Source organism: Staphylococcus pettenkoferi, assembly GCF_002902685.1.
GTDB classification, from domain to species: Bacteria; Bacillota; Bacilli; order Staphylococcales; family Staphylococcaceae; genus Staphylococcus; species Staphylococcus pettenkoferi.
Window position 1 is genome coordinate 1 of the sequence record NZ_PPRN01000067.1, and the last position, 25133, is coordinate 25133.

Sequence of the window (25133 nt, forward strand, 5' to 3'; positions counted from 1 at the left end):
ATACTATAATATGGTATAGTATAAATTCATCTCTAATTTTTGTAAAGTTCTAAATTTTTAACTCACTTTGCTTTTTTAGTAAAAGAATGAACAGTAGAGTTAAATTTCAGAATATTGGAAAGGTTGTCTTATTATGAAGGTAGTTAAATTTGGTGGTAGTTCTGTTGCAAATGCGCAACAAATTAGCAAAGTACTTAATATTTTCAACTCAGATGATGAAAGACGCATTATGATTGTCTCTGCTCCGGGCAAACGACATCCTGAGGACACGAAAACTACCGATCTTATTTTACAATTATATGAAAAAGTTATTGATGAGTTAGATTATCAACAACAATTTGAGCGAGTCATCGCCCGTTACGCAGATATTATTAACCATTTAAAGATGGAAACACACTTACTGGATGAGTTCACGCTTACACTACATAAGTATATACAACAGTTTGAACATCAACATTCTCGCTTGTTAGATGCTCTATTATCGTGTGGTGAAGATTTCAACGCCCAACTCATCGCAGCATATAATACAAGTCGTGGTGTACCAACACGGTATGTTTCGCCTATGGAAGCGGGTATACGTGTAACTGATCAACCGCATAATGCTCAAATACTAGAAGCGGCCTATGCTCAACTATTTAAGTTAAGAGATTATGAAGAAAAGTTAATTATTCCAGGATTCTTTGGCGTCTCTGAACAAGATCATATCGTCACATTTCCTAGAGGAGGTTCAGATATTACGGGTGCGATTGTAGCACGTGGTGTTGAAGCCGACCTTTATGAAAACTTCACTGACGTATCTGGTATCTATCGCGCGAATCCTGCAATCGTTCATGTACCTGAAATTATAGATGAAATTACATATGGCGAAATGCGTGAACTTTCGTATGCAGGTTTCAATGTGTTTCATGATGAAGCACTTCAACCCTTGTATAAACATCGTATTCCTGTCGTTATTAAAAATACGAATCGCCCCGATGATCCAGGAACACGGATTGTACATGACCGTGATATTGATGCGCGTACAGTAGTCAGTGGTATTAGTTGTGACAAACATTTTACAGTCTTACACATCAAAAAATATTTAATGAATAGACAAGTAGGGTTTGCTAGAAAAATACTTGGTATACTTGAAGATCATAATATTTCATTCGACCATATGCCGTCTGGTATTGATAGTGTCAGTATTATTATGAGAAGTGATCAAATTAAACATTGTGAAAACGAAGTACTTACTGCTATTAGAAAGCACTGTGATGTAGATGAATTAAGTATCGATCATGACTTAGCTATATTGATGGTGGTCGGTGAAGGCATGCATCGGATTGTAGGCACAGCGAACCAAATTACAACAGCCTTAGCCCAAGCAAATATTAATTTAAAAATGATCAACCAAGGTGCTTCGGAACTTTCCATGATGTTTGGACTAGATCTAGAAGATTCAGAGAAAGCAGTACAAGTAATCTACGACCAAGTCTACGTACATGAATGATAAAGAAGCCAAGCGATGTTACGATGTTCACTTTTAAAATGATATGCATCAATAAAATCACCTTCGCTGACAGTTCATTACTGTTAACGAAGGTGTCTACATCGCATTCTTTTCAGATATTAACGCCTGGTGTATTCTTTCGTCTCCAACGACAACTCTTAAAAGCACAAACTGATAATAACTTAAGGCGTCTATCACTTTCTTATAATTGGGTAACTGATGATAATCAATTGGATCAAGAAGTTCATACATGAGTACTATTTCAGGCTTGATATAATCGACATCCCAAGTTATGGAATGGAAGTAGATGTGTTTTTCAGGAAAGCGAATATTATGATCGAGGCGGAATAACCATTCTTCGTTGATTGTGTCATAAACGAGCACAGTGAGAATCATCTCGTCGTTAAGAAATACATTAGCATGTGTAATTGTGTTAAATGTCGTTTCACGAAGACTTGTACTTACCTTTGTATCATCATGAAACTCAATGACATATTGATTGGGTATGTATTTAATTACTTCAATAAAATACTTACGGTTCACACTAATATCGACCTTATCTGCTATGTTAAAACTATCATTTAAAAATAATTGCTTGGCTACTTCACCATTAAATTTAAACAACTCTTTGCATTGTTCAAGCAAAGCATTGACGAGCGGTTGAGCGTTACCTAGTTCTTTATTCGACAAATCTTCACCTCCAAAGAAAGCGTTTCCATAAATCCTATTATAAACCACATCGCAACTGAATAGCAATGACTCTGATATTACAAAACTATAACTTTCTTTGGATAATTATTAACATGCTTAATTATTTAAATTCGTAATATAACTATAGTTCTCTATTGATGAGATTAAGTTAGGAATATTAACAAGTACAGTTTGACGAGACTGTCGAAGTAATTGTTGTTGAAGAGCAGCTAAATCACTGTCTGATTGGTATAAAGCATCTTTATATAGATAAGGTATACTGCAAAAATAATAATCGATTAAATAATGTTGAAATGTTGTTCCAACTTCATCTCCCACTAAACGATGCTGAGATCGCTCCACTCTCGCATTGGAAAAAATTATATTGTGGTTAGTGTATTTAACGGTATGACTGATGACATCGGTAGAAAATGTTATTACAGAAATCTTTTTATTTTGTTGCTCTAAATGATCAATAATGGCTAAACTAAGTGGATGATCATCGAATGCAATCACCGAGCTATCGGATATTAAATTTGTAAGTTGGTTCATATTTCTTTTGCCTAAAATCACAGTTGAGCACCTCGTTATTTTTATATAAGTAGTGAATGGGTACAATTCTATCAAATTGATGTCAGTATAACATGTCAAATTGGTCAATCTTAAATTGATAGTCAGCTTCAGTTCATAATGATTGATTGAAAATATTTTCTTTTAGATATTTATGATATGATATAATTTAACCAATTCAATATGAAATTATTTAGCGTATTACGTATAGGATTCTAACTATCAATTCGTTTAAACTGACTCGACATACGAATACATAAACTAAAATAGAAAAGTAGGATGGTAATTATGTTTGTAATTTATATTCTTATCATTGTAATTATATTTCTTATCGTGGCACATATAATTAATCATCGTGCCATGCAAAGTAAACTTGATTCTGAGCGTTATGCCAAAGATCAAGTGATTCGCAAGATGAGTACAATCAAACAAGAGAATACGCAGTTAAAAAATCAAATACTCAATATCGATGCGAACAAAGATACGTATCATCATGGTATACGCAAAGCACGACAAGATTTGCACGAAATTCTAGCTAAATATCAAGAGCAAGGACAAATTCAGTATTATGAGATCTTACCCACTAGTAATTTAGCAGTTAAGCATCCATTATTTGAATATGCACGTACCTTTGATTATATCGTTATTACGGATAAAGGTATTTTTAATATCGATGTGAAGAACTGGAAACAAAAAACGTTTTACCACTTCACTGTCGACCCTAACAAAGAGTATTTAGATGCGCCTAAGTCTACTGACGATATCGTCGGCCATTATATTGCAAGTGAATTTCACAATCAGTTTCAGTCTACAAGACCTACAACGTATACGTTTATTGAACGTATTAGAAATAATTCCATCATCTATGACTTCTATCAACATGATCCGTTTGAACGTGCAGCTATGAATGCCAAAGTGATTGAAGAAAGAATTGAGCAGAAGCTTAATCAATTTGTACCATGTATTGGCTTGGTTTACTTTACAGATGGTAGTGTCAATATCATCGATGGTCCAGCTACAAGAGAGCAATACGCGGATACCGTATCTTCTAAAAGCTCTTTACGAGAAATGATTGGTGAAACGATATCTAAAAATAAAAATTCACTATCTCAAGAACAGTTCACTCGTCTCGTTGAAAAATTAAATTAATATAAAAGTTGTACGCATACGTTAAGCCCTTATATCTTACTTATCACGGTATAAGGGCTTTTTAATAATATTATTTACCTATTAACGATTGATTTAACTCCAAATATTACGATGTTCTTTCTTAGCTTGTCGCTCAGCGCGTTTAAAGACATCTCGGTACTTCCCATTAGGTGCAAAGTACTTCTCTCTTGCTAAGCCTTTCTCAACCAACTCTTTATTGAACATCGTATGTTGATCTAACCATACATACGCGAGCGTACGACCATAGCGATCTTCTCGCTCTTTATCGTATTCAAGATAGACGTCCTGCTGATTTAAATGCTTTTTACTATAGTTTGAAGCTTCCTTACCATAGGGTTGTACAGGCGTGTTAGGCTTAACTGTCTCAGGTGTATCCATCCCTATTAAGCGCACTTTCAACCTTTTATGATGGGCATCGCGTGCCACAAAGGTATCGCCATCAACCACACGTTCGACATGTACTTTCTCCGTATTGTCAGGCGCTTTACTATCTGAACCACTTTGTTTAAAAGGTCCAGTGTGGTTAATATATTGAAAAGCCAAGACACCTATGACTACAATAGCTACGATAATGACAGTAAGACTTTTCTTCGATTTCATTAAGTCACCTTCTTAAAATGATATACCGCTTTATCTTAATGAATCTCATAGGCTACGTCAATATTGAGAAAGTTAAAAAGTCAAGGTGTTGAACATTTAGTTATTCATTAACTACATGCTATAATATTTGATGATTGGAGTGAACATTGTGAGCATAGTTAAAGAAAATTTACTTACTTTAGTCGCAGTTATTGTGGCTATTATTATTGGAGTCATCCTCCAAGTATCTTTCGATTTACCAATGATTGTTTCTGCTGTAATCGCAATTTTTCTTGGTGTTTTCGTTGGCTTTATCGTTCAAGTCATTTCACTTATTGTATCTAAACGAAATAAAAAGAAACATAATAATTAAATAGTTAAAGTCTTTCAAGGAGAGAGGTTGGGACAAATAGTAAAAAACATCTAATTTTCAATGTTTAAACTCTCGCTTGCTTATGGGACCACACTCAACTAATTCCTTTCGCTCTAGGAGCTCTAGGAATGGATTTTCGTTGTGGTCTAGATCCATCAAGCGTCTCGAGTACACATTGAAAATTGACTTATAATTAAGTACAAAAGTGTTTTTTATTTCCTCTTATAATTAATAATCTTTATCTGTCCCAGGCTCTCTTTTATTTCGCAACGCTTTAAGCTATATGTGATAAAAATTTAATTGGTACAATAATCATCATTCTTTCGTCAATTTTGTGAACATCGTTCTAACATCTTAACTGTTTCAAATTGTTTGTACTTTACTCTTTGAGACCATCGTTGTATAATAACTTTAATCTATAAATTAAATATAGTTATCCACGTAACATTTGCCATCTGAACACATCAAAGATTTTCATCGAAAGGAGCATTCCCCAATGAATGACAACAAACAACAACCTCAACCCAACACAGAGTACTATCCTGCTCTTTACACTGCACCCACGCATCAACTGCAAGCCTCTATCGATAAGATGGTAACCAAAGACGAATTTAAGCAGTATGAAAAAGTAAATAATGCACGCTTTGATTCTATCGACAAACGGTTTGAGGAAGTAGATAGAAGATTTGATCATCTTGAAAATCAAATGGAAGCATTGCCTAAACAAATTGGAGTACTGATAGACTCTAAAATTAATGAACATGAAGCCAAAGAACTAAAGTGGCTTTTAGGTTTATCAGTTGGCGTAGTCTGTACATTCTTTAAAACAATAGGCTTAATTTAAAATTATTTCTACAAAAACTCACTTCGAATCATCATTTTTTAATCGTTAACTATTTAACTTTCATTTTCTCACTCGAGTGTTTAAAACACTACTCAAGTTAATATGTGCCACGCGAATTCAACTCATACAATAAAAAAGTAGGATAGCACTAAATTTGGATTAAATGCCATCCTACTTCTATAAAATTCAAACTATAATTTCATTTCAATACGTTTATCTAAATTAAATGCATTAATTTCAATGTTAGCTACGTCGCTTGTTTGAATTGTTTTCTCATCGTGTGTTTGAACTTCACTTTGATTACCAAATAATTTCTGAAGTTCTTCTTTTAATTCAATTTCTTGTTCAGGTACTTTATATTCACTTTCATATTTAAATGAACCAATGTGATTATCATCTTTGTTAAATAAATGGATATCGTATTCCATACAAGTTCCTCCTTTATTTGAATTCACTACAATGCATACCCAAGTTGAATTATTTTTAAAAGTAAGAACAATAATTTTTATATCCAAACAAAAAAGAACCTTGTAATACTTGGTTACAAGGTCCTTAAACATTCTATTGATTATCATTTTTCATTTAAAGCATCCATTACTAAGTCAACAGCTTCATTTGCTTTAGATTCAGCTTCACGAACGCTGTCAGCACCGACACTTTTATTCACACCATCACGATAAGCTACTGCGTAATAATCGTAATCTAAGTCTTTGGAGTCATCCGCATTAATTAAATCAATCTTATACTCTTTACCGTGATTTAAAATATAGAAAGATTTTTCAATACTTGCTCTTGCGTACATAATAGATAACCTCCTTTGTTTACTAGGTACAGTATAACGAATATTGATAGTTAATTCATTTCTGAAATAATTCATTGTTAGTTTATTTGCCACATAGTAACACAATTATCATCATTCTATTGCATTCAACTTAATTGCAATCATTAATTCTTTACGCCAGTTACCTGTATCTATCAATAACCGTACGCTTTGTACTCAATTTTTGTCTATAACACCAAAATCCCCTCAAGACGATATGTCTCAAGGGGACGTCCCATTTGTCTAGCACCTAGTATTGCTTCATGTATTGTTCTCTTTCCCATTCAGAAACTTGTGTACGGTAATAATCCCATTCAATTGATTTACTATTCATAAATTGACTGTAGATATGATCACCCATAGCTTCTTTGATAGAATCGTTTTCTTTCATCGCTTTTAATGCAGTGTAAAGTGTTGATGGAAGATCTTGAACACCAATCTCTTCACGTTCTTCACGATTCATTTCATAGATATTTTGGTTAACTGGTTCTGGTACTTGAAGTTTATTTTTAATACCGTCTAGACCTGCTTGCAAGATCGCAGCTAATGCCATGTAAGGGTTAGCAGCAGGGTCTACTGAACGTACCTCAACACGTGTTGACATACCGCGAGATGTTGGGATACGGATAAGTGGTGAACGGTTCTTACCTGACCAAGCAATGTAGCATGGTGCTTCGTAACCAGGCACTAAACGTTTGTAAGAGTTAACGAGTGGGTTACATACAGCTGTAAATCCACGTGCGTTCTTCAAGATACCTGCTGTGAAGTGGAACGCATCGTCAGTAAGTTGCATATCGCCTTTTTCATCATAGAATGCATTCTCTTTACCTTTAAATAAAGAGATATTAAAGTGCATACCACTACCGTTAACACCAAATAATGGTTTAGGCATAAATGTTGCATGAAGGTTGTGTTTACGTGCAATCGTCTTAACCACTAATTTGAATGTTTGAATATTATCACATGCTGTTACAGCATCTGCATATTTAAAGTCAATTTCGTGTTGACCTGGCGCAACTTCATGGTGACTTGCTTCAATATCGAAGCCCATATCCTCTAATTCAAGCACGATGTCACGACGGCAGTTCTCACCTAAGTCTGTAGGTGCAAGGTCGAAGTAACCACCATCATCATTTAATTCTAGCGTAGGTTCACCTTTTTCATCTAACTTGAATAAGAAGAATTCTGGTTCAGGTCCTAAGTTTAAGTCTGTGAAACCAAGATCTTCCATTTCTTTAAGTACACGTTTCAAATTAGCACGTGGGTCACCTTCGAATGGTTGACCATCTGTTTTGTAAACATCACAGATGAGACGTGCAACTTTACCTTGACCAGCTGTCCATGGGAAGATTACCCATGTATCTAGATCTGGATATAGGTACATATCGGATTCTTCAATACGAACAAATCCTTCGATAGAAGAACCATCAAACATCATTTCGTTGTCTAATACTTTCTCTAATTGACTGACTGGTACTTCTACGTTTTTAATTGTTCCTAAAATATCTGTAAATTGTAAACGTAGATAGCGAACATTTTCTTCCTTAGCAAATTTACGAATATCGTCTTTACTAAATGAACGTTTTGGCATGAATCTTATCCTCCAGTATAATTAATTGATAAAGCGTGATAAGTCACCACGATTTATCGGTATTGATTCCCTCTGCGGTTTCTGAGTAGCTTCAACTATCATGTGTTTGCGTTTCTGTTGTTCATCACTTGAAAGATGATCTTGTTTATCATTCATGATTTGTTTAATCCCTTTCATATTAAAACCTTTTTCAATTAATGTCTTAATTTTAAGTAAAATTTCCAAATCATTCAGTGAGAACAACCGTTTATTGCCTTGGGTTCGTTCAGGCTTAACAAGTTCATGTGTTTCGTAATAACGAATTTGTCTCGGTGACAATTCGCTGAGTTTACTTACAACACTCATAGAGAACACGGCCATGTTACGCCTTAACGCGTCGTTTGACTTCAAGTACCTCACCTCTATATTGAACTTGTCTTAAATTTACCACATTATATTTAAAAACACAAAAATATGTAAGGTTTCCTTACATGAGTAGTAGAAATCGCATCATGACAGCTTATTATCCAACTTCCCTACTCTACTTTTTTCAAACACGCGCTTGTTAAAAGTTATAAAATTGACAATTTTACTAAAATTAATTTCAGAATCACCTACATTAAGTTGTGATAAAACAGTTTTTCATTTTAGCAGCAAGCTATAAAATTAATGCAATATAGCTACGTAAACCACAAAAAAATAGCCAAGATTTCACACAGTAGAAGAAAGTGTTTACCTCATCAATGTTCACGAATACTTTTAATCGCTACTTATGAAATAAATTCTCTTTCAATACTACCTTAAAATCTTGGCTTATAGCTCTTTATATTAAATGATTTTCAAGAAGTTGATTCGCCGCATGAATGACTGCGAATTTGACGTGTTCGTAGGTTAATCCACCTTGAACGTAAGCTTCATAAGGTGGGCGAATAGGCCCATCTGCTGACAATTCAATAGAAGATCCTTGTACAAAGGTACCTGCAGCCATAATCACATCATCCTCATAACCTGGCATATAAGCAGGCTCAGGGCTGAAATGTGCATTAATTGGCGAAGCGTGTTGGATACTTTGGCAAAATTGAATCATTTGTTCCGCTGTTTGGAATTGTACAGTTTGGATTAAATCCGTTCTAGGTACATCAAACTTAGGAGATGTGTTCATTTCCAGCTTCTCTAATAACAGACTCGTAAACAACGCGCCTTTCAAACTTTGACTCACTACATGTGGCGCTAGGAAGAAGCCTTGATACATCTCGTGTAATGACGACAAGGAAGCGCCCGCTTCTTTCCCGATGCCTGGCGCAGTCAAGCGGTAACCACAGCGTTGAATCAAGTCTTCGTTTCCAACAATGTAGCCACCAATTTTAGCTAAACCACCACCAGGATTTTTAATTAAAGAACCTGCCATCAAATCTGCCCCCACATGCGTAGGTTCAAGTTCTTCTACAAATTCGCCGTAACAATTATCAACAAAGACAATAATATTAGAATCGATTTCTTTGATATGTTGAATCGCCGTTTGAATTTGAGCGACATTCAACGAAGGGCGTTGATCGTAGCCTTTCGATCTTTGGATGGCTACAACTTTCGTACGTGAAGAGATAGCGCTTTCCACACCTGCCAGGTCGATTTCACCGTCTTTTAAATCGACTTTCTGATAATGCACGCCTTGTTCAAGTAAGCTGCCGATTCCATTACCATTGATACCGATGACTTCAAGCAATGTATCATAAGGATCACCCGTAATGTAGAGTAATTCGTCACCATGCTGTAAATTAGCTTGAAGTGCCAGCGTTATTGCATGTGTTCCTGAAATAATTTGAGGGCGAACGAGTGCATCTTCCGTTCCAAAGGTTTCACTATAAATCGCTTCTAAGTGATCTCTACCAAAGTCATCATAGCCATAGCCTGTCGTGCCGACCAAATCACTTTCAGTCACTTTAACTTTATGAAACGCATCTAATACACGCGCTTGATTACGATATGCTATTTCTTCAATTTGACGAAAGTAAGGTTGTAATGCTTCTTCCGTCTCATTTACTTGTTGCATTAATTCAATCATAGTCATCTGCTTCCTTTATTTAATCTTTGGCATAACCTTTAATATCGTACTGATTGGTATTTTCATTAAAGGTTAACTCTGTCACTAAAGTATGTTGTTTCAAATAGTACAGACGCTTCGCATCGCTACTGTCGACGTGCTCTTCGTAATAATTTAGCGTCTCTTGAATTTGTTCGTATAACAATGTTTTTACTTTTTCAATATCTTGTTCATCTCTAGCTGAAACGAAGACAGAAGGTTCAGCAGCGCTTGGTATAGCTTGATCGCACAAGTCTTTTTTATTAAAAATAACTGCTTGAGGAATCCCTTCCATATCAAGATCATTCAAGATGCGATTAACCGTATCGAATTGAGTACGGTATTCCTTATGACTACTATCGACGACATGTAATAACAAATCTGCACCCTTAGCTTCTTCAAGTGTGGATTTGAAAGCAGCAATGAGTGTAGTTGGCAACTTCTGAATAAAGCCTACCGTATCTGAAATAATCATATTGAAACCATCGTTAATTTGTAACTGTCTCGTTTTAGGATCTAACGTGGCGAAGAGTTTATCTTGCTCATAAGTTTCAGCATCCGTCAACGCATTAAACCACGAGGATTTACCAGCATTGGTATAGCCAACTAAAGCGACTTGATAAACTTTATTCTGCTCACGTTGGTTACGATAGCGTTCCCTATGATCCACGACCGTTTGAAGTTGATGTTTAATTTCATTCATTCTCGTACGAATATGACGGCGGTCCATCTCTAGCTTTGTCTCACCTGGACCACGTGTACCGATTCCGCCACCAAGGCGTGATAAACTACGTCCGTGACCTTGTAAACGTGGCAAGAGATAATCAAGTTGCGCGAGTTCAACTTGTAATTTACCTTCCTTGCTACGCGCACGTAAAGCGAAGATTTCAAGTATGAGTTGAGTACGATCAATAATTTTAATATTGAGATTACCATTTAACGTCTTAGATTGCGCAGTAGTAAGCTCGTCGTTCGTTACTGCGACATCTACGTCATTATGTTCAACATAGGCTTTAATCTCATCTAATTTACCTTTACCTACGTAATATTTATGATCAATATTTTCCCTATTTTGTGTAAAAGACATTTCTACGTCCAATTGACACGTCTTTGAAAGGGCATTGAGTTCATGCATCGTAGAGTCAAAATCAAATTGTTTCTCTGAATTCTCGTTTACACCGATAAGAATCGCTTTTTCTTTCGGCTTAGCAGTAGTTTTAGTGTGACTGCGACTCAATTCATACACCTCTTTCAACAGTTTTCCTAGTCATTTTATCATAGGAAGCACACAAAAACTATTAGAGGAATTGTAAAATGGCTTTCCAATAAACTCATGTATAAGGCTTAAGAATCAACTCATCCGGAATTATGATGTATGATAGGAACTATAACGACAGATGAATAAACACAATATTAATTAGAGGTGCATTGAATAAATGAGTATTTATGATATTGAAGTTGAAAAAGTAAATGGAGAAACTTATCGATTAGAAAAATATCGTGGACAAGTCATGTTAATTGTCAATACAGCAAGTGAATGTGGTTTCACTCCACAATTTGAAGGTTTGCAGAAGTTATACGAACAATTTAAATCGCAAGGCTTTGTTGTGCTCGGTTTTCCATGTAATCAATTTGGTGGTCAAGAGCCTGGAAATGGTGAAGAAGCACGTCAAAACTGTCAGATTAACTACGGTGTGACATTCCCTATGCATGAGAAGATTGATGTTAAAGGTGATGGACAACACCCGCTCTTTCACTTTTTAACAGATGCGCAAGAGGGATTCTTTAATGAAAAAATTAAGTGGAATTTCACTAAATTCTTAGTGGATCGAGAAGGTAACGTGGTAAAACGATTTGGACCTCAAAGAAATCCATCACAAATTGAAAGTTATATTGAATCACTTTTATAATAGCTGATTTGTACTATTTAACGAACTGCTTTCTCGCAACATGCTAACTAATAATTCGCGCAACAGAGATAAAGTTTGTATAAGGTTTGGTATCTATATAAGCTTTGTGTCTGTTGCGCTTATATATATCCAAATTGTCTTTCTAACTCTGCAAATTATTAAGCATCAAAGTTGTCACCTCACTCAACTCCACAAACTTGATGCATGCTAAAAGGAGTAGCACAATCCAACCTTTACGGTCGCTGTACTACTCCTCATTTCATCATTAGTCTCTTATATACTCATTGTTCTACGCTTACTCTTCAGTGCCTTCGTCAACAGTGAATGTACTAATGGCATGTTTGTAAATTAAGTGATGCTTATTTTGTGAATACAAACTTACCGTTTCTTCATCGTAGTCTTCGATAATACCTTTCATTTGGAAGCCATTTACGAAGAAGACTACAATTTCAGTTTTGTCGGCTTTAAATTGCCCTAGGAATTGGTCTTGGATGCGATTAGTTGCTGTCATGATTCTTACTCCTTTGATTTATTAGGGCTGAAACCTCATTAACCATCGAGTTGAGTGATGTTTTCTCTCTATCATACCAAATTACATTGAGTTTATTCTTAAACCAAGTCATTTGACGCTTGGCATAACGCCTAGAATTCTTTTTCAGTGTTTCAACTGCTTCCTCTAGCTTAACATCTTCTTTCACTACCGGCACTATCTCTTTATAACCTATAGCTTGCATACTTTGACATGTTTCATATCCTTGTTGGACGAGTTCATTCACTTCATTCAATAATCCATGAGTCAACATTATATCGACGCGCTTATTTATTCTGTCGTATAAGATGTCGCGCGACATTTCCATCCCTACTAATAATGTATCATAATTTTCACTCATATGTTGCATTTTCTTGCGTGAACTTAAAAGTTTTTTCGTCTTTAAAAAATATTCTATGGCGCGGTTCACACGTTTTCGATTATTGGGATGAATTGCCTCAGCAGAACGTGGATCAAATGACATTAAATACGCATGTAATGCTTCGTTCGACTTCGTATTGAGATCTTTCATTTGCGCTTTAACTTGAGCTTCACGTTCTGGCGAAATATCTTCTTGATCAAATTGATAATTATAAATTAGAGATTGAATATATAAACCTGTGCCCCCTACAATAATGGGTATTTTACCTCGACTTGTGATGTCTGAAATATACTGTTCTGCTCTTTGCTTAAAATCAAAGGCTGAAAAATTGTCGTCTGGGTTTAAAATATCAATCATATAATGAGGAATACCTGCTTGCTCTTCAGGTGTCGCTTTAGCAGTACCAATATCCATGCCTTTATATACTTGCATGGAATCGCCACTAATAATTTCACCATTCACGGCCTGAGCAAGTTGAATACTAAAATCTGTCTTACCTACAGCGGTAGGTCCTACGATGACTACTAATAAAGGTTTCTCATCCTTCAATCCTATCCCTCACTTTACTTTCTTAAGATTTGTTTTTCTAGCCAATTATATAAATGTTGCCAAACACTTTCATACCCTTCTTCAAAAAGGATTTCGTGACGTTTGTGTTTGTACATGTGTACCGTAACGTGTTCGATGCCAGCTTTTTTGAAACGTTTACCTAAAAAGCGCACACCGCGCCCATACTTATTGACCGGATCTTCTTTTCCACCAATCAATAGAACAGGAAGTGTGACTTTCATTTTCTTTAAATTTTTAAGTTTAGTCGTCGTGTCAATCGCTTTCATCATTTCATAAATCAGTTGATTAGATACTTCAAAGCCACTGTAGGGGTCTTGATTGTATTTAGCAACCTCATCATGATTTGAAGACAACCAACTATTCTGCGCCTGATCTTCTTTCACACGTTTATTAAATGAGCGATACATAAGTTGATTGAGCCAGTGCATTTTACGCTTTTTACCACAAACGATAGTAATTAATTTAAGGAACATACGTTGAAGTTTCACGCTCAAACGATTGTACTGTGGCGTACCTGTCAACACCAGCCCATCTACATATTTAGGATGTGATTGAACTAAAATACGAGCTACGAGCGACCCCATTGAGTGACCTAATACGATATAAGGTTGCTGATCTTGATAACGTGTTTGAAGCGTTTCGATGATTTCAAAGGCATCCGCCGCCGCTCGATTTAAGCTCGGGATATGACCACGTTCTTGCTCATTAATGTGATAACCGTGACCACGATGGTGATGGCGAATCACATCATATCCTTGTTGATTTAATGAGGCTACGAACTTATCGTATCGATGAAAGTGCTCTGCCATACCGTGCATAATATGTATCACGCCGACCGTTTCGATCTTGGCTTTATCAATTTGTACTTCGATGGCAGCCCCGTCCGATACTCTTAACTGCAAAGATTCTTGTCCCATAATCATCCCCTCCATTACATTCAATCTATGATTTGTGGGATTACTGTTAATATACCCTTTGAATCTAGGGTTATCAACTTAAGCATACATGACTATCCTAGACATTAAGCAAGTATACTGTTTCGTTTAAAGTGTGGTGACTTCTGAGCTGAACAAATTTCTCACTACAACCTTTAATTGTCCATCAACATCTCACTCAACATATAATAACTGCGCGCTTTATCAGCATCAAAAATATCCCTAGCGCTAATAGCTAGGGATGCTTGCACTCACTATTCAACTTTCCATATGAACGCGTCTTACTCTTTAACAGGTGGTTGATTATTGCCTGTTTGCGCTTCGTCGATCGCTTCGTCTAACTCAGCTTTGAACGCGTCTTTTTCAGCTGTTGTATAATCGAGTAAACCGTCCATCACTTCAACAATTTTATCTTTGTAGTTTAAGACATCATCGATCTTGAAGTAAAGTTTACCTGTACGACGAATTAAGAAGTCTGTTGGTTTATAAACCATTTCATTCTGAATTGAGTATACCAGTTCAGTATAAATATCAAGTGGAAGTCCTGTTTCTTGATATTGAGCTGTTTGTGCAATTTCAAATAAGTCTTCCGCGTTTGAACCATATTTCGTTGCGAAATGACGTGCCACTTTGTCATCGATTTGGTAAGCTTTTGCATCTTCCACTTTACGTTCGATAAAGTTTTCAAAGTTATCGCTACCGCCTACGTCACCACCAGAGATTGTGATGTGTTTCGTTTCACACTTTTTGAATTTCATTTTGTATTCTTGTTTTAAGCGTTTTGAAAGTAAGTCTACAATTTCTTTCGCCATGTGACGGTAACCTGTTAATTTACCTCCAGCGATAGTGAGTAAGCCAGATTTACCTTCCCAAACTTCGTCTTTACGTGAAATTTCAGAAGGGTCTTTTCCTTCTTCTAAAATGAGTGGACGTACACCTGCCCATGAAGATTCGATATCACTATCTGACACGTCAACATCTGGGAACATGTAGTTGATAGCATCGATTAGATATTGACGATCTTCTGGTGTAGCTAAAGGTGAAGACTTGTCGTTGTCATAGAACGTATCTGTTGTACCTACGTATGCTTTACCTTCACGTGGAATAGCGAAGATCATACGACCATCGTTCTCAGTATCAAAGTATACGGCTTGGCGTAATGGGAAACGTGATTGATCGATAACGATGTGGACACCTTTAGTTAAACGTAATTGTTTATTGTTACGTGCATAGTCACCACTACGTACTTCGTCTACCCATGGACCACTGGCATTGATTACTTTTTTAGCGCGAATGTCGTAAGTTTCACCCGTCAACATATCTTGCGCTTGGATACCATTCACTTTTTCATTTGAATCATAAGTGAAGTGAATAGATTTCGTATGGTTGATTACCGTAGCACCTTTTTCTTCTGCGCGTTTCATAACTTCGATTGTAAGACGTGCGTCGTCTGTACGGTATTCTACGTAAGCACCGCCGCCTTTTAATTTGTCTCGTTTAATGAGTGGTTCTCTTTCTACTGTTTCTTTTTTACTTAGCATGTTTTTACGCTCTTCTTTTTTAACACCTGCTAGGAAATCGTAAAGTGTTAAACCGATAGATGTACTGAATTTACCTAAAGAACTACCTTTGTGCATAGGTAAAAGCATGCGTTCAGGTGTAGTTACATGTGGACCGTTCTCATAAACGATTGCACGTTCACGACCTGTTTCAGCTACGACACCAATTTGGAATTGTTTCAAGTAACGTAGACCACCGTGAACGAGTTTCGTTGAACGTGAACTTGTACCTTGTGCAAAGTCTTGCATTTCTACAAGCGCCACTTTCATACCACGTTGACTCGCATCTAGGGCAATACCTGCACCTGTGATACCGCCACCGATAATCACGACATCATATTCTTCATCTCTTAAACACGTTTTGACTTGTTCTCTCTTCAATGTTGATAAACTCATAACCTATGCGCCTCCTCATATTTATTAAAAAAAGAGACACGCATCCCAACACAACATATTGCATTGAACGACTCGTGTCTCTCAAAATCTCGACTCAATATTAACTTACCCTTATTGTAGCACAGTTAATGTTGAGAAGTCTAACTATCAATCTTCAAGTTTGAAGACTTGCGTAGCTTCGACTGCTTTCTTCCAACCTTTATAAAGTTTTGTTCTCTCTTTGTCATCCATTTCAGGTTTGAACTCTTTCTCAAGTTTCCAGCCGTTCGCAATGCTATCTTTGTTATCCCAGAATTTCACTGCTAGACCTGCTAAATAAGCAGCACCTAACGCTGTTGTTTCACTTACTTCTGGACGTTCTACTTCTACATTTAATAAGTCAGCTTGGAATTGCATGATGAAATTATTTTTAACTGCACCGCCATCGACACGTAAATTATTAACTTTAATATCAGAGTCTTTCTCCATTGCCTCGAGTACGTCACGTGTTTGATAACAAAGTGATTCAAGTGTAGCGCGGATAAAGTGTTCTTTCTCCGTGCCACGTGTTAAACCGAAGATCGCACCACGTGCTTCAGCGTCCCAATATGGCGTACCTAGTCCGACGAAAGCGGGTACCATATAAACGCCTTCTGACGATTCGACACGTTCTGCATAATTCTCAGATTGAGGTGCAGAATTAATCATACGTAATCCATCGCGCAACCATTGAATTGCAGAACCTGAAACGAAGATTGAACCTTCAAGCGCGTAGTTAATTTTACCATCTAAACCATACGCAATCGTAGTTAACAGACCACTTTCAGACGTCACCGCTTCTTCACCCGTATTCATTAACATGAAGCCGCCTGTACCGTACGTGTTCTTCACATCGCCACGCTCGAAACAAGCTTGACCGAAGAGTGCTGCTTGTTGGTCGCCTGCGATACCAGCGATAGGTACTTCTTGACCGAAGAAGTGATAGTCAATTGTCTTCGCGTAAATTTCACTTGATTCTTTCACTTCTGGAAGCATTTGTTTCGGAATATCTAAGATGTCTAATAGCTCGTTATCCCACTCGAGATTATGAATATTGTAGATTAATGTACGGCTTGCGTTGGAGTAATCTGTGATGTGCGCTTGACCACCAGACAATTTCCATACGAGCCATGAATCTACTGTACCGAAGAGTAAGTCACCATTCTCAGCTTTCTCACGAGCTCCATCCACTTCGTCAAGAATCCATTTGATCTTCGTTCCAGCGAAGTATGGATCAAGCACAAGACCTGTCTTCTTGTGGAACGTGTCTTCGTAACCTTGATCACGAAGTTCTTGACAAATGCCTTGCGTTTGGCGAGATTGCCATACGACAGCATGATAAATCGGGCGTCCAGTATGTTTATCCCAAATCACTGTCGTTTCACGTTGGTTCGTAATACCAATACCTTCGATTTGATCTGCGCCTACATTGCTTTCAGTGAGCACTTCAGCAAGTACCGCGAGCACAGACGTCCAAATTTCGTTGGCATCGTGTTCAACCCAACCTGATTTTGGGAAGTACTGTTTGAATTCACGTTGTGCTACACCTTTGATCTCTCCATCTTTGTCGAAGAGAATCGCTCTTGAGCTTGTTGTCCCTTGATCTATAGATAAAATGTATTTGTCCATAATCTTAACTCCTTCAGTTTAGTTTCGCCCTTTTGACGCAATGGTTATTAGAAGTTCTTACTACTTAGTTTTCCCGTATATAAACTGATTAATCAATTCGTACGAGCATCAGCATTTTACTAAAAGTAATCTTAATAATTTAAGCATAAAAAATGGATTTATACTTATGCGTTGTCTATACTTTCACGCGACATTTTTAGCGTTATCGTTAATCTATGATAAAAGTTCTCCACATTACATAAGTTTTAGCCCTTTTTACTAAAACGAGATTAGAAAATCACAGCTTAATTAATACTTTCTGCATCTTGACCGACTTTAGATTTATTCATCATTACACCGATCAGTAAAGTCACAATAACGACTACAATACTGATCACTGAAAAGGCATCGAAAGCACCTTTGAAGAATAAACGATAAATCATTGCACCGATCATACCACCAGCAATTGGACCAAGCACAGGTACGATAGCGTAACTCCAATTAGAGTCACCTTTACCTGCGATAGGTAGTATCGCGTGCGCAATACGAGGACCTAAGTCACGAGCTGGGTTAATCGCATAACCTGTTGGACCACCCAAACTCACACCAATCGCGAGGATTAAAGCCCCGACAATCAATGGATTAAGTCCATCTGCAATCTTGTTCATACCGATGTAAAGTAAGCCAAGTGTTAACGCTGCTGTTCCGATAATTTCACTCATAAAGTTAGCGAAATAGTTCTTAATTGCGGGCGCTGTTGAGAACACGCCTAATTTAGCACCTTTATCTTCTGTCGCTTTCCAATGTGGTAAATACATGAGCCATACTAACATTGCTCCGACAATACCACCGAGCATCTGACAGATAATATAGCCAGGTACTTGCGCCCAACTAATCGAACCATCCATCGCGAAAGCAATCGATACGGCTGGGTTTAAATGTGCACCAGAAATATTACCTACTGCATAAGCCCCGAATGATACAGCAAGTCCCCAACCTACTGCGATGACAATCCAATCTGCACCAAAGCCTGCTGTTCTCTTCAAATTGACGTTAGCACACACGCCACCACCGAATAGTGCGAGTATCACTGTCCCTAGAAATTCGGCAAAATAAACACTCATCAAATCCCTCCTGTTGATAAAAAAAGAGAGATTTCTCCATCATAAAGCACTCCCTTAGCCATGCTTTGTCATGCAGAAATCTCCCTATCTCTTCCTAAAATATTAACTTAGTTTATATCTTACACTTCTCATGTAAGCGTTGTCAACAAAAAGTTGAATTGATTCAGATATTATAAATTGAAGCGCGAGCAATCACCAGAGTTGACGATTGCTCGTAGTAATATAATGTGCACCATTATTTACAGCTTCTGTTACTTCTTCAGGTGTATTGATTAAACCACCAGCGATCACAGGTGTTTGGGTCTCTTCTTTAATAATCTTAATCGCTTTCCCAGCAACTCCTGGCAACACTTCAACATAATCCGGCTCAGCTTTCTTAATAAGCTCGATACTTCTTTTTAATGCCTGAGAGTCGAGTATAAAGACACGTAAGATTGTTGTAGTGTTAAGTGATTTCGCTTTCTTTAACACGCGCATTTTAGTAGAGACAATGCCTTTCGGATGATAGTGTTGAATGATATATTCGCAGGCATATTCATCATGACTCATCCCTTTAATTAAATCGATATGCATATACGTTTCAACATGTGCTTTCTTCAATAAATCCATCGTGCTTTTCAAATGACCGACATGCGTATCTAATATAACGCACTCTTTATAGTCAGTTTGAATGAGTTTCTCGAGATCTTTCATCGTTCTGATTGCAGGTAAGATGTTTGGTTTCATTAGACATCCCTCTCATCATGTTAAGTATAAATTAAGTTTATTCAACTCTCAGTCAAATTACAAACTATAACTGATAGTAAAAATATTTAATATTACAGGTTCTTTTAAATTTTTATATCTTATTTAAAAGCCTAGCACTCGAATACGAAATATTATAGCGACTCACTTCCAAGTGTCTTGCGTAAAATCTTGGGTGTAATTTTCTTTTATAGTTCAAACTATTAAAATAATGAACAAACCATTCAGCGACCGGATTCCCAATCGCTAAATGGTTTATTTGCTTAAATCGAATTCATAAGCTAGCGTTCACCAAAAACATCTGCTCGTCACTTCTAGCTAGACGATACGTTTAAATAAACGTTCCAATTCGTAGTTAGAAAAGTTTACGATAATTGGACGACCGTGCGGACAAGTGAACGGATCTTCCGCTTCTCGTAATTGATCAATTAAATCCGCCATCTCACTATTTTTTAAATAATGATTCGCTTTGATAGACTTTTTACAACTCATCATAATTGCTGCTTCTTCACGAATCTTATTGACGTCCACTTTCTGATGTTCTAAGACATATTCAATCATATCTTTGATGATTTCTTCCGCTTCTTGTTGCGGGAACCACACAGGATAGCTATTAACGATATAATCGTGACCACCAAATGGCTCGAGATGGACGCCAACTTTCTCTAACTCATCTTTGTACTGCTCGATAATCATGACATCGTCTTTAGAGAAATGGAAAGTTAAAGGAATAAGTAAATCTTGTACTTCATTCGTCACTTCACCAATTTTATCTCGAAAATACTCGTATTTAATTCTTTCTTGCGCTGCGTGTTGGTCTATCATAAACATGCCATTTTCGTTTTGAGCAATGATATATGTGCCATGTACTTGTCCCACTACTTCAACATACGGAACCCGTCGACTCGGCGTCTTGCTCACTGTACCTTTGATATTGTCTGTATCTTCTTCAAGATATTCAGATGACTCTCCAACATCTGAGTTCTCGAGTTCTGAAAGCACTTCACGTTGTGCCTTCGCATAGTCGTCGGTTGAAGCCGTCTCACTTACCTGACTTTCTGATTCGTCGGATGTCGTTTGATATGCAGAGGCATCATGAGGTGCGGATAGTTCATTGTTTGCATTTGAATTATCTTGTGTCTCTTGCGCATTTTCAGCTTCATTATGAGATGTTAAATCCGAAGTTTTATCTTCATTTGACGCTTGTTGTTTTCGTTCGAAATCTATCTTTTGTTGTTCGAATTGATGGAGTACTTTATTTTTCTTCTCGAATTTAGACATGTCATTTTGCGGAATAAGAATGCGATCTTTAAACGCTTCTCTAATCTTTTCCACAATCAATGAATACAGTTGCTCTTCTTTCGATAAACGAACCTCTAACTTAGTCGGATGCACGTTCACATCTACGAGTATCGGGTCCATCTGGATATTGAGGTAACAAATCGGGTAGCGTCCAATCATCATTAAAGTATGATAACCTTCAAGAATCGCTTTATTCAGTACGAAGTTTTTAATATATCTACCATTGATAAAAATTGAAATATAGTGCTTATTACTTCGTGAATGCTCAGGTTTTGCTACAAAGCCTTCAAGATGATAATCGCTGGTATCGCCCTCGATAGGGACTAAATCTTTGGCGACTTTCATACCGTAAATTTCAGCCATCACTTCATTTGTACGCCCTGATCCATTCGTGCTTATAATTTCTTTTCCATCAGAATACAATGATATTCGCACATCAGGATGGCTCATTGCCATACGGTTAACAATATCTGTTATTTTACCTAATTCAGTATATAAACTTTTAACATATTTCAAACGAGCAGGTGTATTATAGAACAACGATTTCACTGTGATATCTGTCCCACGTTTCGCTTTGGCTGGCTTACGTTCAAGAATACGTCCATTCTCAGCGTAAACCTCTAAGCCTTCAAGACCATCCGTACACGTAATCAGCTGAACTTTCGCAACAGAAGATATACTTGCGAGCGCCTCTCCTCTAAAGCCTAATGTACGAATGTGAAACAAGTCGTCATCTGTGTCTAACTTACTCGTCGCATGACGATGAAAGACTAAATCTACGTCATCCGCTTCAATACCTGTTCCATTATCAACGACACGAATAGATGAAATACCAGATTGCTCTACTTCGATAGTAATTTCGGTTGCTTGCGCATCAAGTGCATTCTCCAATAACTCTTTCACTACGGATCCTGGACGTTCGACCACTTCACCCGCTGCAATCTTATTTGCTAATGAGGTTTGCAGTTCTTTAATTTGTCCCATGCTTTCACCTCTATTTCAATCGGTTTTGTAATTCGCTCAATTTCACTAATGCTTCGACTGGTGTCATCATTGAAATGTTTAAGTGTTTTAATTCTTCTTCGATTTCGCTAGATTCTGCTGGTTCGTCGAAGAGATTAAAGGCCGTTTGTTCGAATTGTGTTGAAGCAGACTGAGCCGCTGAATTGTTCTCTTTATTGTGTTCTGAATGCGGAGTTGATTCATTGTCGTCTTGATTTTTCTCGGACTGCGGAGTTGGTACATTGTCGTATTCATCTTTCTCAGACTGCGATGTCGTTTCATGTACTATATTGGCATCTCTATATGTCGAACTTCCTTCACCGTTCGCTTTCACTGGCGCATTATCCTTTTCAAAGGCATCGAGAATCACTTGCGCGCGGTTGATGACTTCTTCTGGTAAGTCTGCGAGCTTAGCTACTTGAATGCCGTAACTGTCGTCGACTGCTCCGTCTTTAACTTTGTGTAAAAAGATAAGTTCTCCTTGGTATTCATTAGCTGCCACGTGAACATTTTTTAAACACTCAAGTGTCTGATCAAGCGTAGTTAATTCGTGGTAATGTGTCGAGAATAACGTTTTAGCGTGTGACGTTTGCGCAACGTATTCAATCATCGACTGTGCTAATGCTAAACCATCATACGTTGAAGTTCCTCGCCCGATTTCATCGAAGATAATGAGACTATCAGCTGTCGCGTTAGCCAACGCTTTCTGCGCTTCTAGCATTTCTACCATGAACGTACTTTTACCTGAAACTAAATCGTCAGCCGCACCGATACGTGTAAAGATTTGAACGAAAATTGGAAGCACCGCCTCATCACAAGGCACATAAGCACCCATTTGAGCCATGATACTAATGATAGCGACCTGTCTCATATAAGTTGATTTACCAGACATATTCGGCCCAGTAATTAAATAAATGTACTGTGATTCGTCAAGACGACAATCATTTGGCACATAATCATTGCGATCCATCACACGTTCCACGACAGGGTGACGAGAACCCGTTAGCGCTAACGTCTTATCCTCACTAAATGTCGGTCGCACATAATTGTATTTCTGCGCCGTTTCCGCAAAGCTTTGTAAACAATCGAGCTCAGAAATAATCTTCGCTTGTTGTTGTAAACGCTCAGTATAATCTTTAATTCGCTCTCGCAGCTGAGTAAATAATTGATATTCCAACTCTACCGCTTTGTCTTCTGAACCGAGAATTAAATCTTCTTTCTCTTTCAACTCATCCGTGATGAACCGTTCAGCATTGGACAAGGTCTGTTTTCGATGATAACCAAACGCCTGAGGATCGAAACCGCGTAAATTTGCTCTCGTAATTTCAATAAAGTAACCAAAGACTTTATTAAAGCGAATCTTTAATGATTTGATACCTGTACGTTCACGTTCTTTAGCTTGAAGTTCAGCTAACCAAGCTTTACCGTTGCGTGAAACTTCAAGATATTCGTCGAGTTGTTCGTGGAAGCCAGATTTAAACAACCCACCTTCTTTCACAGAAATCGGTGGTTCTTCAACGAGACTTTGTTCTAGCAAGTCTAGCAAGTCATCGAGCGGTTCTAGCGCTTCAAATTGGGCTGTAGCTTGTGTATCTAATTGAGTGAGTAATGTCTTGATATGTGGGATTTCTGAGATGGAATGTTTAAGTTGAATTAAATCACGGGCATTGACATTTCCATAACTCACTCGTCCCACGAGACGTTCAATATCATAAACTTGATTGAGATATTCTCGTAGCGTATCACGTTCGATAAAGTGGTCAATAAATTGTTCCACGACATCTAGACGTTGTTGAATTTGTTGTCGTTGAATGAGAGGTCGATCAATCCACTGCTTTAAACGACGTGCTCCCATCGGCGTTTTCGTTTGATCCATGAGCCATAGCAACGTACCCTTTTTCGATTTCAAACGGATGCTTTCTGTAAGTTCGAGATTGCGTTTTGCATAATAGTCCATTTTCATAAAATCAACCGCTTCATATTGATGCACTTCTTCAATATGTGAAAGATCCCGTTTTTGCGTATGATGAATGTAATCGAGCAGTAACTGTGTCACTGCATGCATATTCGCGTCTTTGAGCGTGTTGACCTCGTATGGTACGTCGGAAATAGTATCCACGACTGTGATTGTCTCAGTCGTCATATTAATTTGACGTTGTAAATGTTCAGAGATAGCACGATCTACCACAATTTCATTCGGATTAATGGTTGTAATTTCGTTGATTAATGTTGATTCATCTTCAAAGTGTGTGACCTGCAATTCACCAGTTGAAACGTCACAGTACGCGAGCGCATATGTTTTACCGTCGTGTCGATAGCTTAAGATGTAATTGTTCTGTTTCTCATCGACCCCACCGTGTTCCATGACAGTACCTGGTGTCACGATACGCACGACTTCGCGCTTAACCATCCCTTTCGTTTGTCGCGGATCTTCCATTTGTTCACAAATCGCAATCTTATACCCATGATTAATGAGGGTTTCGATGTAACTATCTGCGGAATGATATGGAACGCCACACATAGGGATAGGATCGTCCTTTTTCGCGTCTCTTTTAGTTAACGTGATTTCAAGCACACGTGACGCTTCTTTCGCATCCTCGAAGAACATTTCATAGAAATCTCCGAGTCGGAAGAATAATAAACAATCTTGGTATTCAGATTTAATTTTTAAGTATTGTTGCATCATTGGCGTTACTTTAGCCATGCATTTCACGTTCCTTTTTCTATGTCATTATGGTTAGTTGAGTTCTTTGTCATCTTATTTTATTAAAATGTTTAGCTCTTAAATTTTAACATATCCTACATCAGTGCGCCGACAAATCACACGAATTATATAATTATTTTATCTAAAGTGTTTAAAGAAAGAAAC

General features: G+C 37.4%; 23 protein-coding genes. 5 read left to right on the forward strand and 18 right to left on the reverse strand.

Annotated features, from left to right (window positions below; genetic code table 11):
* Positions 1–133 precede the first annotated feature (133 nt).
* Positions 134–1489: an aspartate kinase gene (locus CD126_RS10900; protein ID WP_049405156.1), complete on the forward strand. Its 1356-nt coding sequence runs from the start codon at positions 134–136 to the stop codon at positions 1487–1489.
* Between the two features lie 96 nt (positions 1490–1585).
* On the opposite strand, the gene CD126_RS10905 is transcribed toward CD126_RS10900, so the two are convergent.
* Together CD126_RS10905 and CD126_RS10910 are read right to left on the reverse strand one after the other, a co-directional pair.
* Positions 1586–2179: a hypothetical protein gene (locus CD126_RS10905; RefSeq protein ID WP_049405157.1), complete on the reverse strand. Its 594-nt coding sequence runs from the start codon at positions 2177–2179 to the stop codon at positions 1586–1588.
* Between the two features lie 117 nt (positions 2180–2296).
* Complete coding sequence (locus tag CD126_RS10910; protein WP_103370500.1) at positions 2297–2752, reverse strand: hypothetical protein; 456 nt, start codon at positions 2750–2752, stop codon at positions 2297–2299.
* A 285-nt stretch (positions 2753–3037) separates the two neighbouring features.
* Here CD126_RS10910 and CD126_RS10915 point away from each other — a divergent pair, with 285 nt between their 5' ends.
* Positions 3038–3898, forward strand: coding sequence for an NERD domain-containing protein (locus CD126_RS10915; RefSeq protein WP_049405161.1), 861 nt, complete (start codon positions 3038–3040; stop codon positions 3896–3898).
* Positions 3899–3991: 93 nt separating this feature from the next.
* Here the strand turns inward: CD126_RS10915 and nucI are convergent, their stop codons facing one another.
* On the reverse strand, positions 3992–4519 hold the full coding sequence (nucI, locus tag CD126_RS10920) for a thermonuclease NucI (protein ID WP_049405163.1): 528 nt from the start codon (positions 4517–4519) through the stop codon (positions 3992–3994).
* Positions 4520–4667: 148 nt separating this feature from the next.
* On the opposite strand from nucI, the gene CD126_RS10925 reads away from it, so the two are divergent.
* A complete protein-coding gene (locus CD126_RS10925) occupies positions 4668–4871 on the forward strand; it encodes a hypothetical protein (protein ID WP_049405165.1) in 204 nt (67 codons plus the stop codon).
* Positions 4872–5367: 496 nt separating this feature from the next.
* Positions 5368–5715 (forward strand): hypothetical protein, encoded by a 348-nt coding sequence (locus CD126_RS10930; RefSeq protein WP_049405417.1) that lies wholly within the window; start codon positions 5368–5370, stop codon positions 5713–5715.
* 191 nt (positions 5716–5906) lie between these two features.
* On the opposite strand, the gene CD126_RS10935 is transcribed toward CD126_RS10930, so the two are convergent.
* From CD126_RS10935 to hflX, 6 genes are all read right to left on the reverse strand, one after another.
* Positions 5907–6143: a hypothetical protein gene (locus CD126_RS10935; RefSeq protein ID WP_002472427.1), complete on the reverse strand. Its 237-nt coding sequence runs from the start codon at positions 6141–6143 to the stop codon at positions 5907–5909.
* Between the two features lie 143 nt (positions 6144–6286).
* Positions 6287–6517 (reverse strand): hypothetical protein, encoded by a 231-nt coding sequence (locus tag CD126_RS10940; RefSeq protein ID WP_049405418.1) that lies wholly within the window; start codon positions 6515–6517, stop codon positions 6287–6289.
* Between the two features lie 268 nt (positions 6518–6785).
* The gene (gene glnA, locus CD126_RS10945; protein WP_049405419.1) at positions 6786–8126 is read right to left on the reverse strand and encodes a type I glutamate--ammonia ligase; all 1341 of its coding nucleotides are present in this window, start codon (positions 8124–8126) and stop codon (positions 6786–6788) included.
* 21 nt (positions 8127–8147) lie between these two features.
* A complete protein-coding gene (locus CD126_RS10950) occupies positions 8148–8516 on the reverse strand; it encodes a MerR family transcriptional regulator (protein ID WP_161801809.1) in 369 nt (122 codons plus the stop codon).
* A gap of 412 nt (positions 8517–8928) precedes the next feature.
* Entirely contained in the window at positions 8929–10167 is a 1239-nt protein-coding gene (locus CD126_RS10955; protein ID WP_103370501.1) for a methionine gamma-lyase family protein, read from the reverse strand.
* Positions 10168–10186: 19 nt separating this feature from the next.
* Positions 10187–11422, reverse strand: coding sequence for a GTPase HflX (hflX, locus tag CD126_RS10960; protein WP_049405423.1), 1236 nt, complete (start codon positions 11420–11422; stop codon positions 10187–10189).
* Between the two features lie 199 nt (positions 11423–11621).
* Between hflX and CD126_RS10965 the strand changes: the two genes are divergently transcribed.
* Positions 11622–12095 (forward strand): glutathione peroxidase, encoded by a 474-nt coding sequence (locus tag CD126_RS10965; RefSeq protein WP_049405426.1) that lies wholly within the window; start codon positions 11622–11624, stop codon positions 12093–12095.
* Between the two features lie 295 nt (positions 12096–12390).
* Here CD126_RS10965 and hfq read toward each other — a convergent pair whose 3' ends face one another.
* From hfq to mutS, 9 genes are all read right to left on the reverse strand, one after another.
* Positions 12391–12606, reverse strand: coding sequence for an RNA chaperone Hfq (hfq, locus tag CD126_RS10970; protein ID WP_002472457.1), 216 nt, complete (start codon positions 12604–12606; stop codon positions 12391–12393).
* A complete protein-coding gene (miaA, locus tag CD126_RS10975) occupies positions 12593–13555 on the reverse strand; it encodes a tRNA (adenosine(37)-N6)-dimethylallyltransferase MiaA (RefSeq protein WP_049405428.1) in 963 nt (320 codons plus the stop codon). Before miaA ends, hfq begins: the two co-directional genes overlap by 14 nt.
* A 14-nt stretch (positions 13556–13569) precedes the next feature.
* Positions 13570–14493 carry an alpha/beta fold hydrolase gene (locus tag CD126_RS10980; protein WP_049405430.1) on the reverse strand — a complete coding sequence of 308 codons (924 nt, stop codon included), beginning with the start codon at positions 14491–14493 and terminating at the stop codon, positions 13570–13572.
* Positions 14494–14792: 299 nt separating this feature from the next.
* Positions 14793–16466 (reverse strand): glycerol-3-phosphate dehydrogenase/oxidase, encoded by a 1674-nt coding sequence (locus CD126_RS10985; protein ID WP_103370502.1) that lies wholly within the window; start codon positions 16464–16466, stop codon positions 14793–14795.
* A 147-nt stretch (positions 16467–16613) separates the two neighbouring features.
* On the reverse strand, positions 16614–18113 hold the full coding sequence (glpK, locus tag CD126_RS10990) for a glycerol kinase GlpK (RefSeq protein WP_049405432.1): 1500 nt from the start codon (positions 18111–18113) through the stop codon (positions 16614–16616).
* 284 nt (positions 18114–18397) lie between these two features.
* A complete protein-coding gene (locus CD126_RS10995) occupies positions 18398–19216 on the reverse strand; it encodes an MIP/aquaporin family protein (RefSeq protein WP_002472390.1) in 819 nt (272 codons plus the stop codon).
* Positions 19217–19408: 192 nt separating this feature from the next.
* Entirely contained in the window at positions 19409–19942 is a 534-nt protein-coding gene (locus CD126_RS11000) for a glycerol-3-phosphate responsive antiterminator (protein ID WP_049405433.1), read from the reverse strand.
* 336 nt (positions 19943–20278) lie between these two features.
* On the reverse strand, positions 20279–22246 hold the full coding sequence (gene mutL, locus CD126_RS11005; protein ID WP_049405434.1) for a DNA mismatch repair endonuclease MutL: 1968 nt from the start codon (positions 22244–22246) through the stop codon (positions 20279–20281).
* Positions 22247–22256: 10 nt separating this feature from the next.
* Positions 22257–24968, reverse strand: a complete 2712-nt coding sequence (mutS, locus tag CD126_RS11010; RefSeq protein ID WP_049405435.1) for a DNA mismatch repair protein MutS — start codon at positions 24966–24968, stop codon at positions 22257–22259.
* Positions 24969–25133 lie beyond the last annotated feature (165 nt).

Bases quoted from the DNA above. Each gene is read 5' to 3' on its own strand.
- CD126_RS10900 (WP_049405156.1), top strand. From the start codon at position 134: ATGAAGGTAGTTAAATTTGGTGGTAGTTCTGTTGCAAATGCGCAACAA.
- CD126_RS10915 (WP_049405161.1), top strand. From the start codon at position 3,038: ATGTTTGTAATTTATATTCTTATCATTGTAATTATATTTCTTATCGTG.
- nucI (WP_049405163.1), bottom strand. From the start codon at position 4,519: ATGAAATCGAAGAAAAGTCTTACTGTCATTATCGTAGCTATTGTAGTC.
- CD126_RS10930 (WP_049405417.1), top strand. From the start codon at position 5,368: ATGAATGACAACAAACAACAACCTCAACCCAACACAGAGTACTATCCT.
- CD126_RS10935 (WP_002472427.1), bottom strand. From the start codon at position 6,143: ATGGAATACGATATCCATTTATTTAACAAAGATGATAATCACATTGGT.
- CD126_RS10940 (WP_049405418.1), bottom strand. From the start codon at position 6,517: ATGTACGCAAGAGCAAGTATTGAAAAATCTTTCTATATTTTAAATCAC.
- glnA (WP_049405419.1), bottom strand. From the start codon at position 8,126: ATGCCAAAACGTTCATTTAGTAAAGACGATATTCGTAAATTTGCTAAG.
- CD126_RS10955 (WP_103370501.1), bottom strand. From the start codon at position 10,167: ATGATTGAATTAATGCAACAAGTAAATGAGACGGAAGAAGCATTACAA.
- CD126_RS10965 (WP_049405426.1), top strand. From the start codon at position 11,622: ATGAGTATTTATGATATTGAAGTTGAAAAAGTAAATGGAGAAACTTAT.
- hfq (WP_002472457.1), bottom strand. From the start codon at position 12,606: ATGACAGCAACTAATCGCATCCAAGACCAATTCCTAGGGCAATTTAAA.
- CD126_RS10980 (WP_049405430.1), bottom strand. From the start codon at position 14,493: ATGGGACAAGAATCTTTGCAGTTAAGAGTATCGGACGGGGCTGCCATC.
- CD126_RS10985 (WP_103370502.1), bottom strand. From the start codon at position 16,466: ATGAGTTTATCAACATTGAAGAGAGAACAAGTCAAAACGTGTTTAAGA.
- glpK (WP_049405432.1), bottom strand. From the start codon at position 18,113: ATGGACAAATACATTTTATCTATAGATCAAGGGACAACAAGCTCAAGA.
- CD126_RS10995 (WP_002472390.1), bottom strand. From the start codon at position 19,216: ATGAGTGTTTATTTTGCCGAATTTCTAGGGACAGTGATACTCGCACTA.
- CD126_RS11000 (WP_049405433.1), bottom strand. From the start codon at position 19,942: ATGAAACCAAACATCTTACCTGCAATCAGAACGATGAAAGATCTCGAG.
- mutL (WP_049405434.1), bottom strand. From the start codon at position 22,246: ATGGGACAAATTAAAGAACTGCAAACCTCATTAGCAAATAAGATTGCA.
- mutS (WP_049405435.1), bottom strand. From the start codon at position 24,968: ATGGCTAAAGTAACGCCAATGATGCAACAATACTTAAAAATTAAATCT.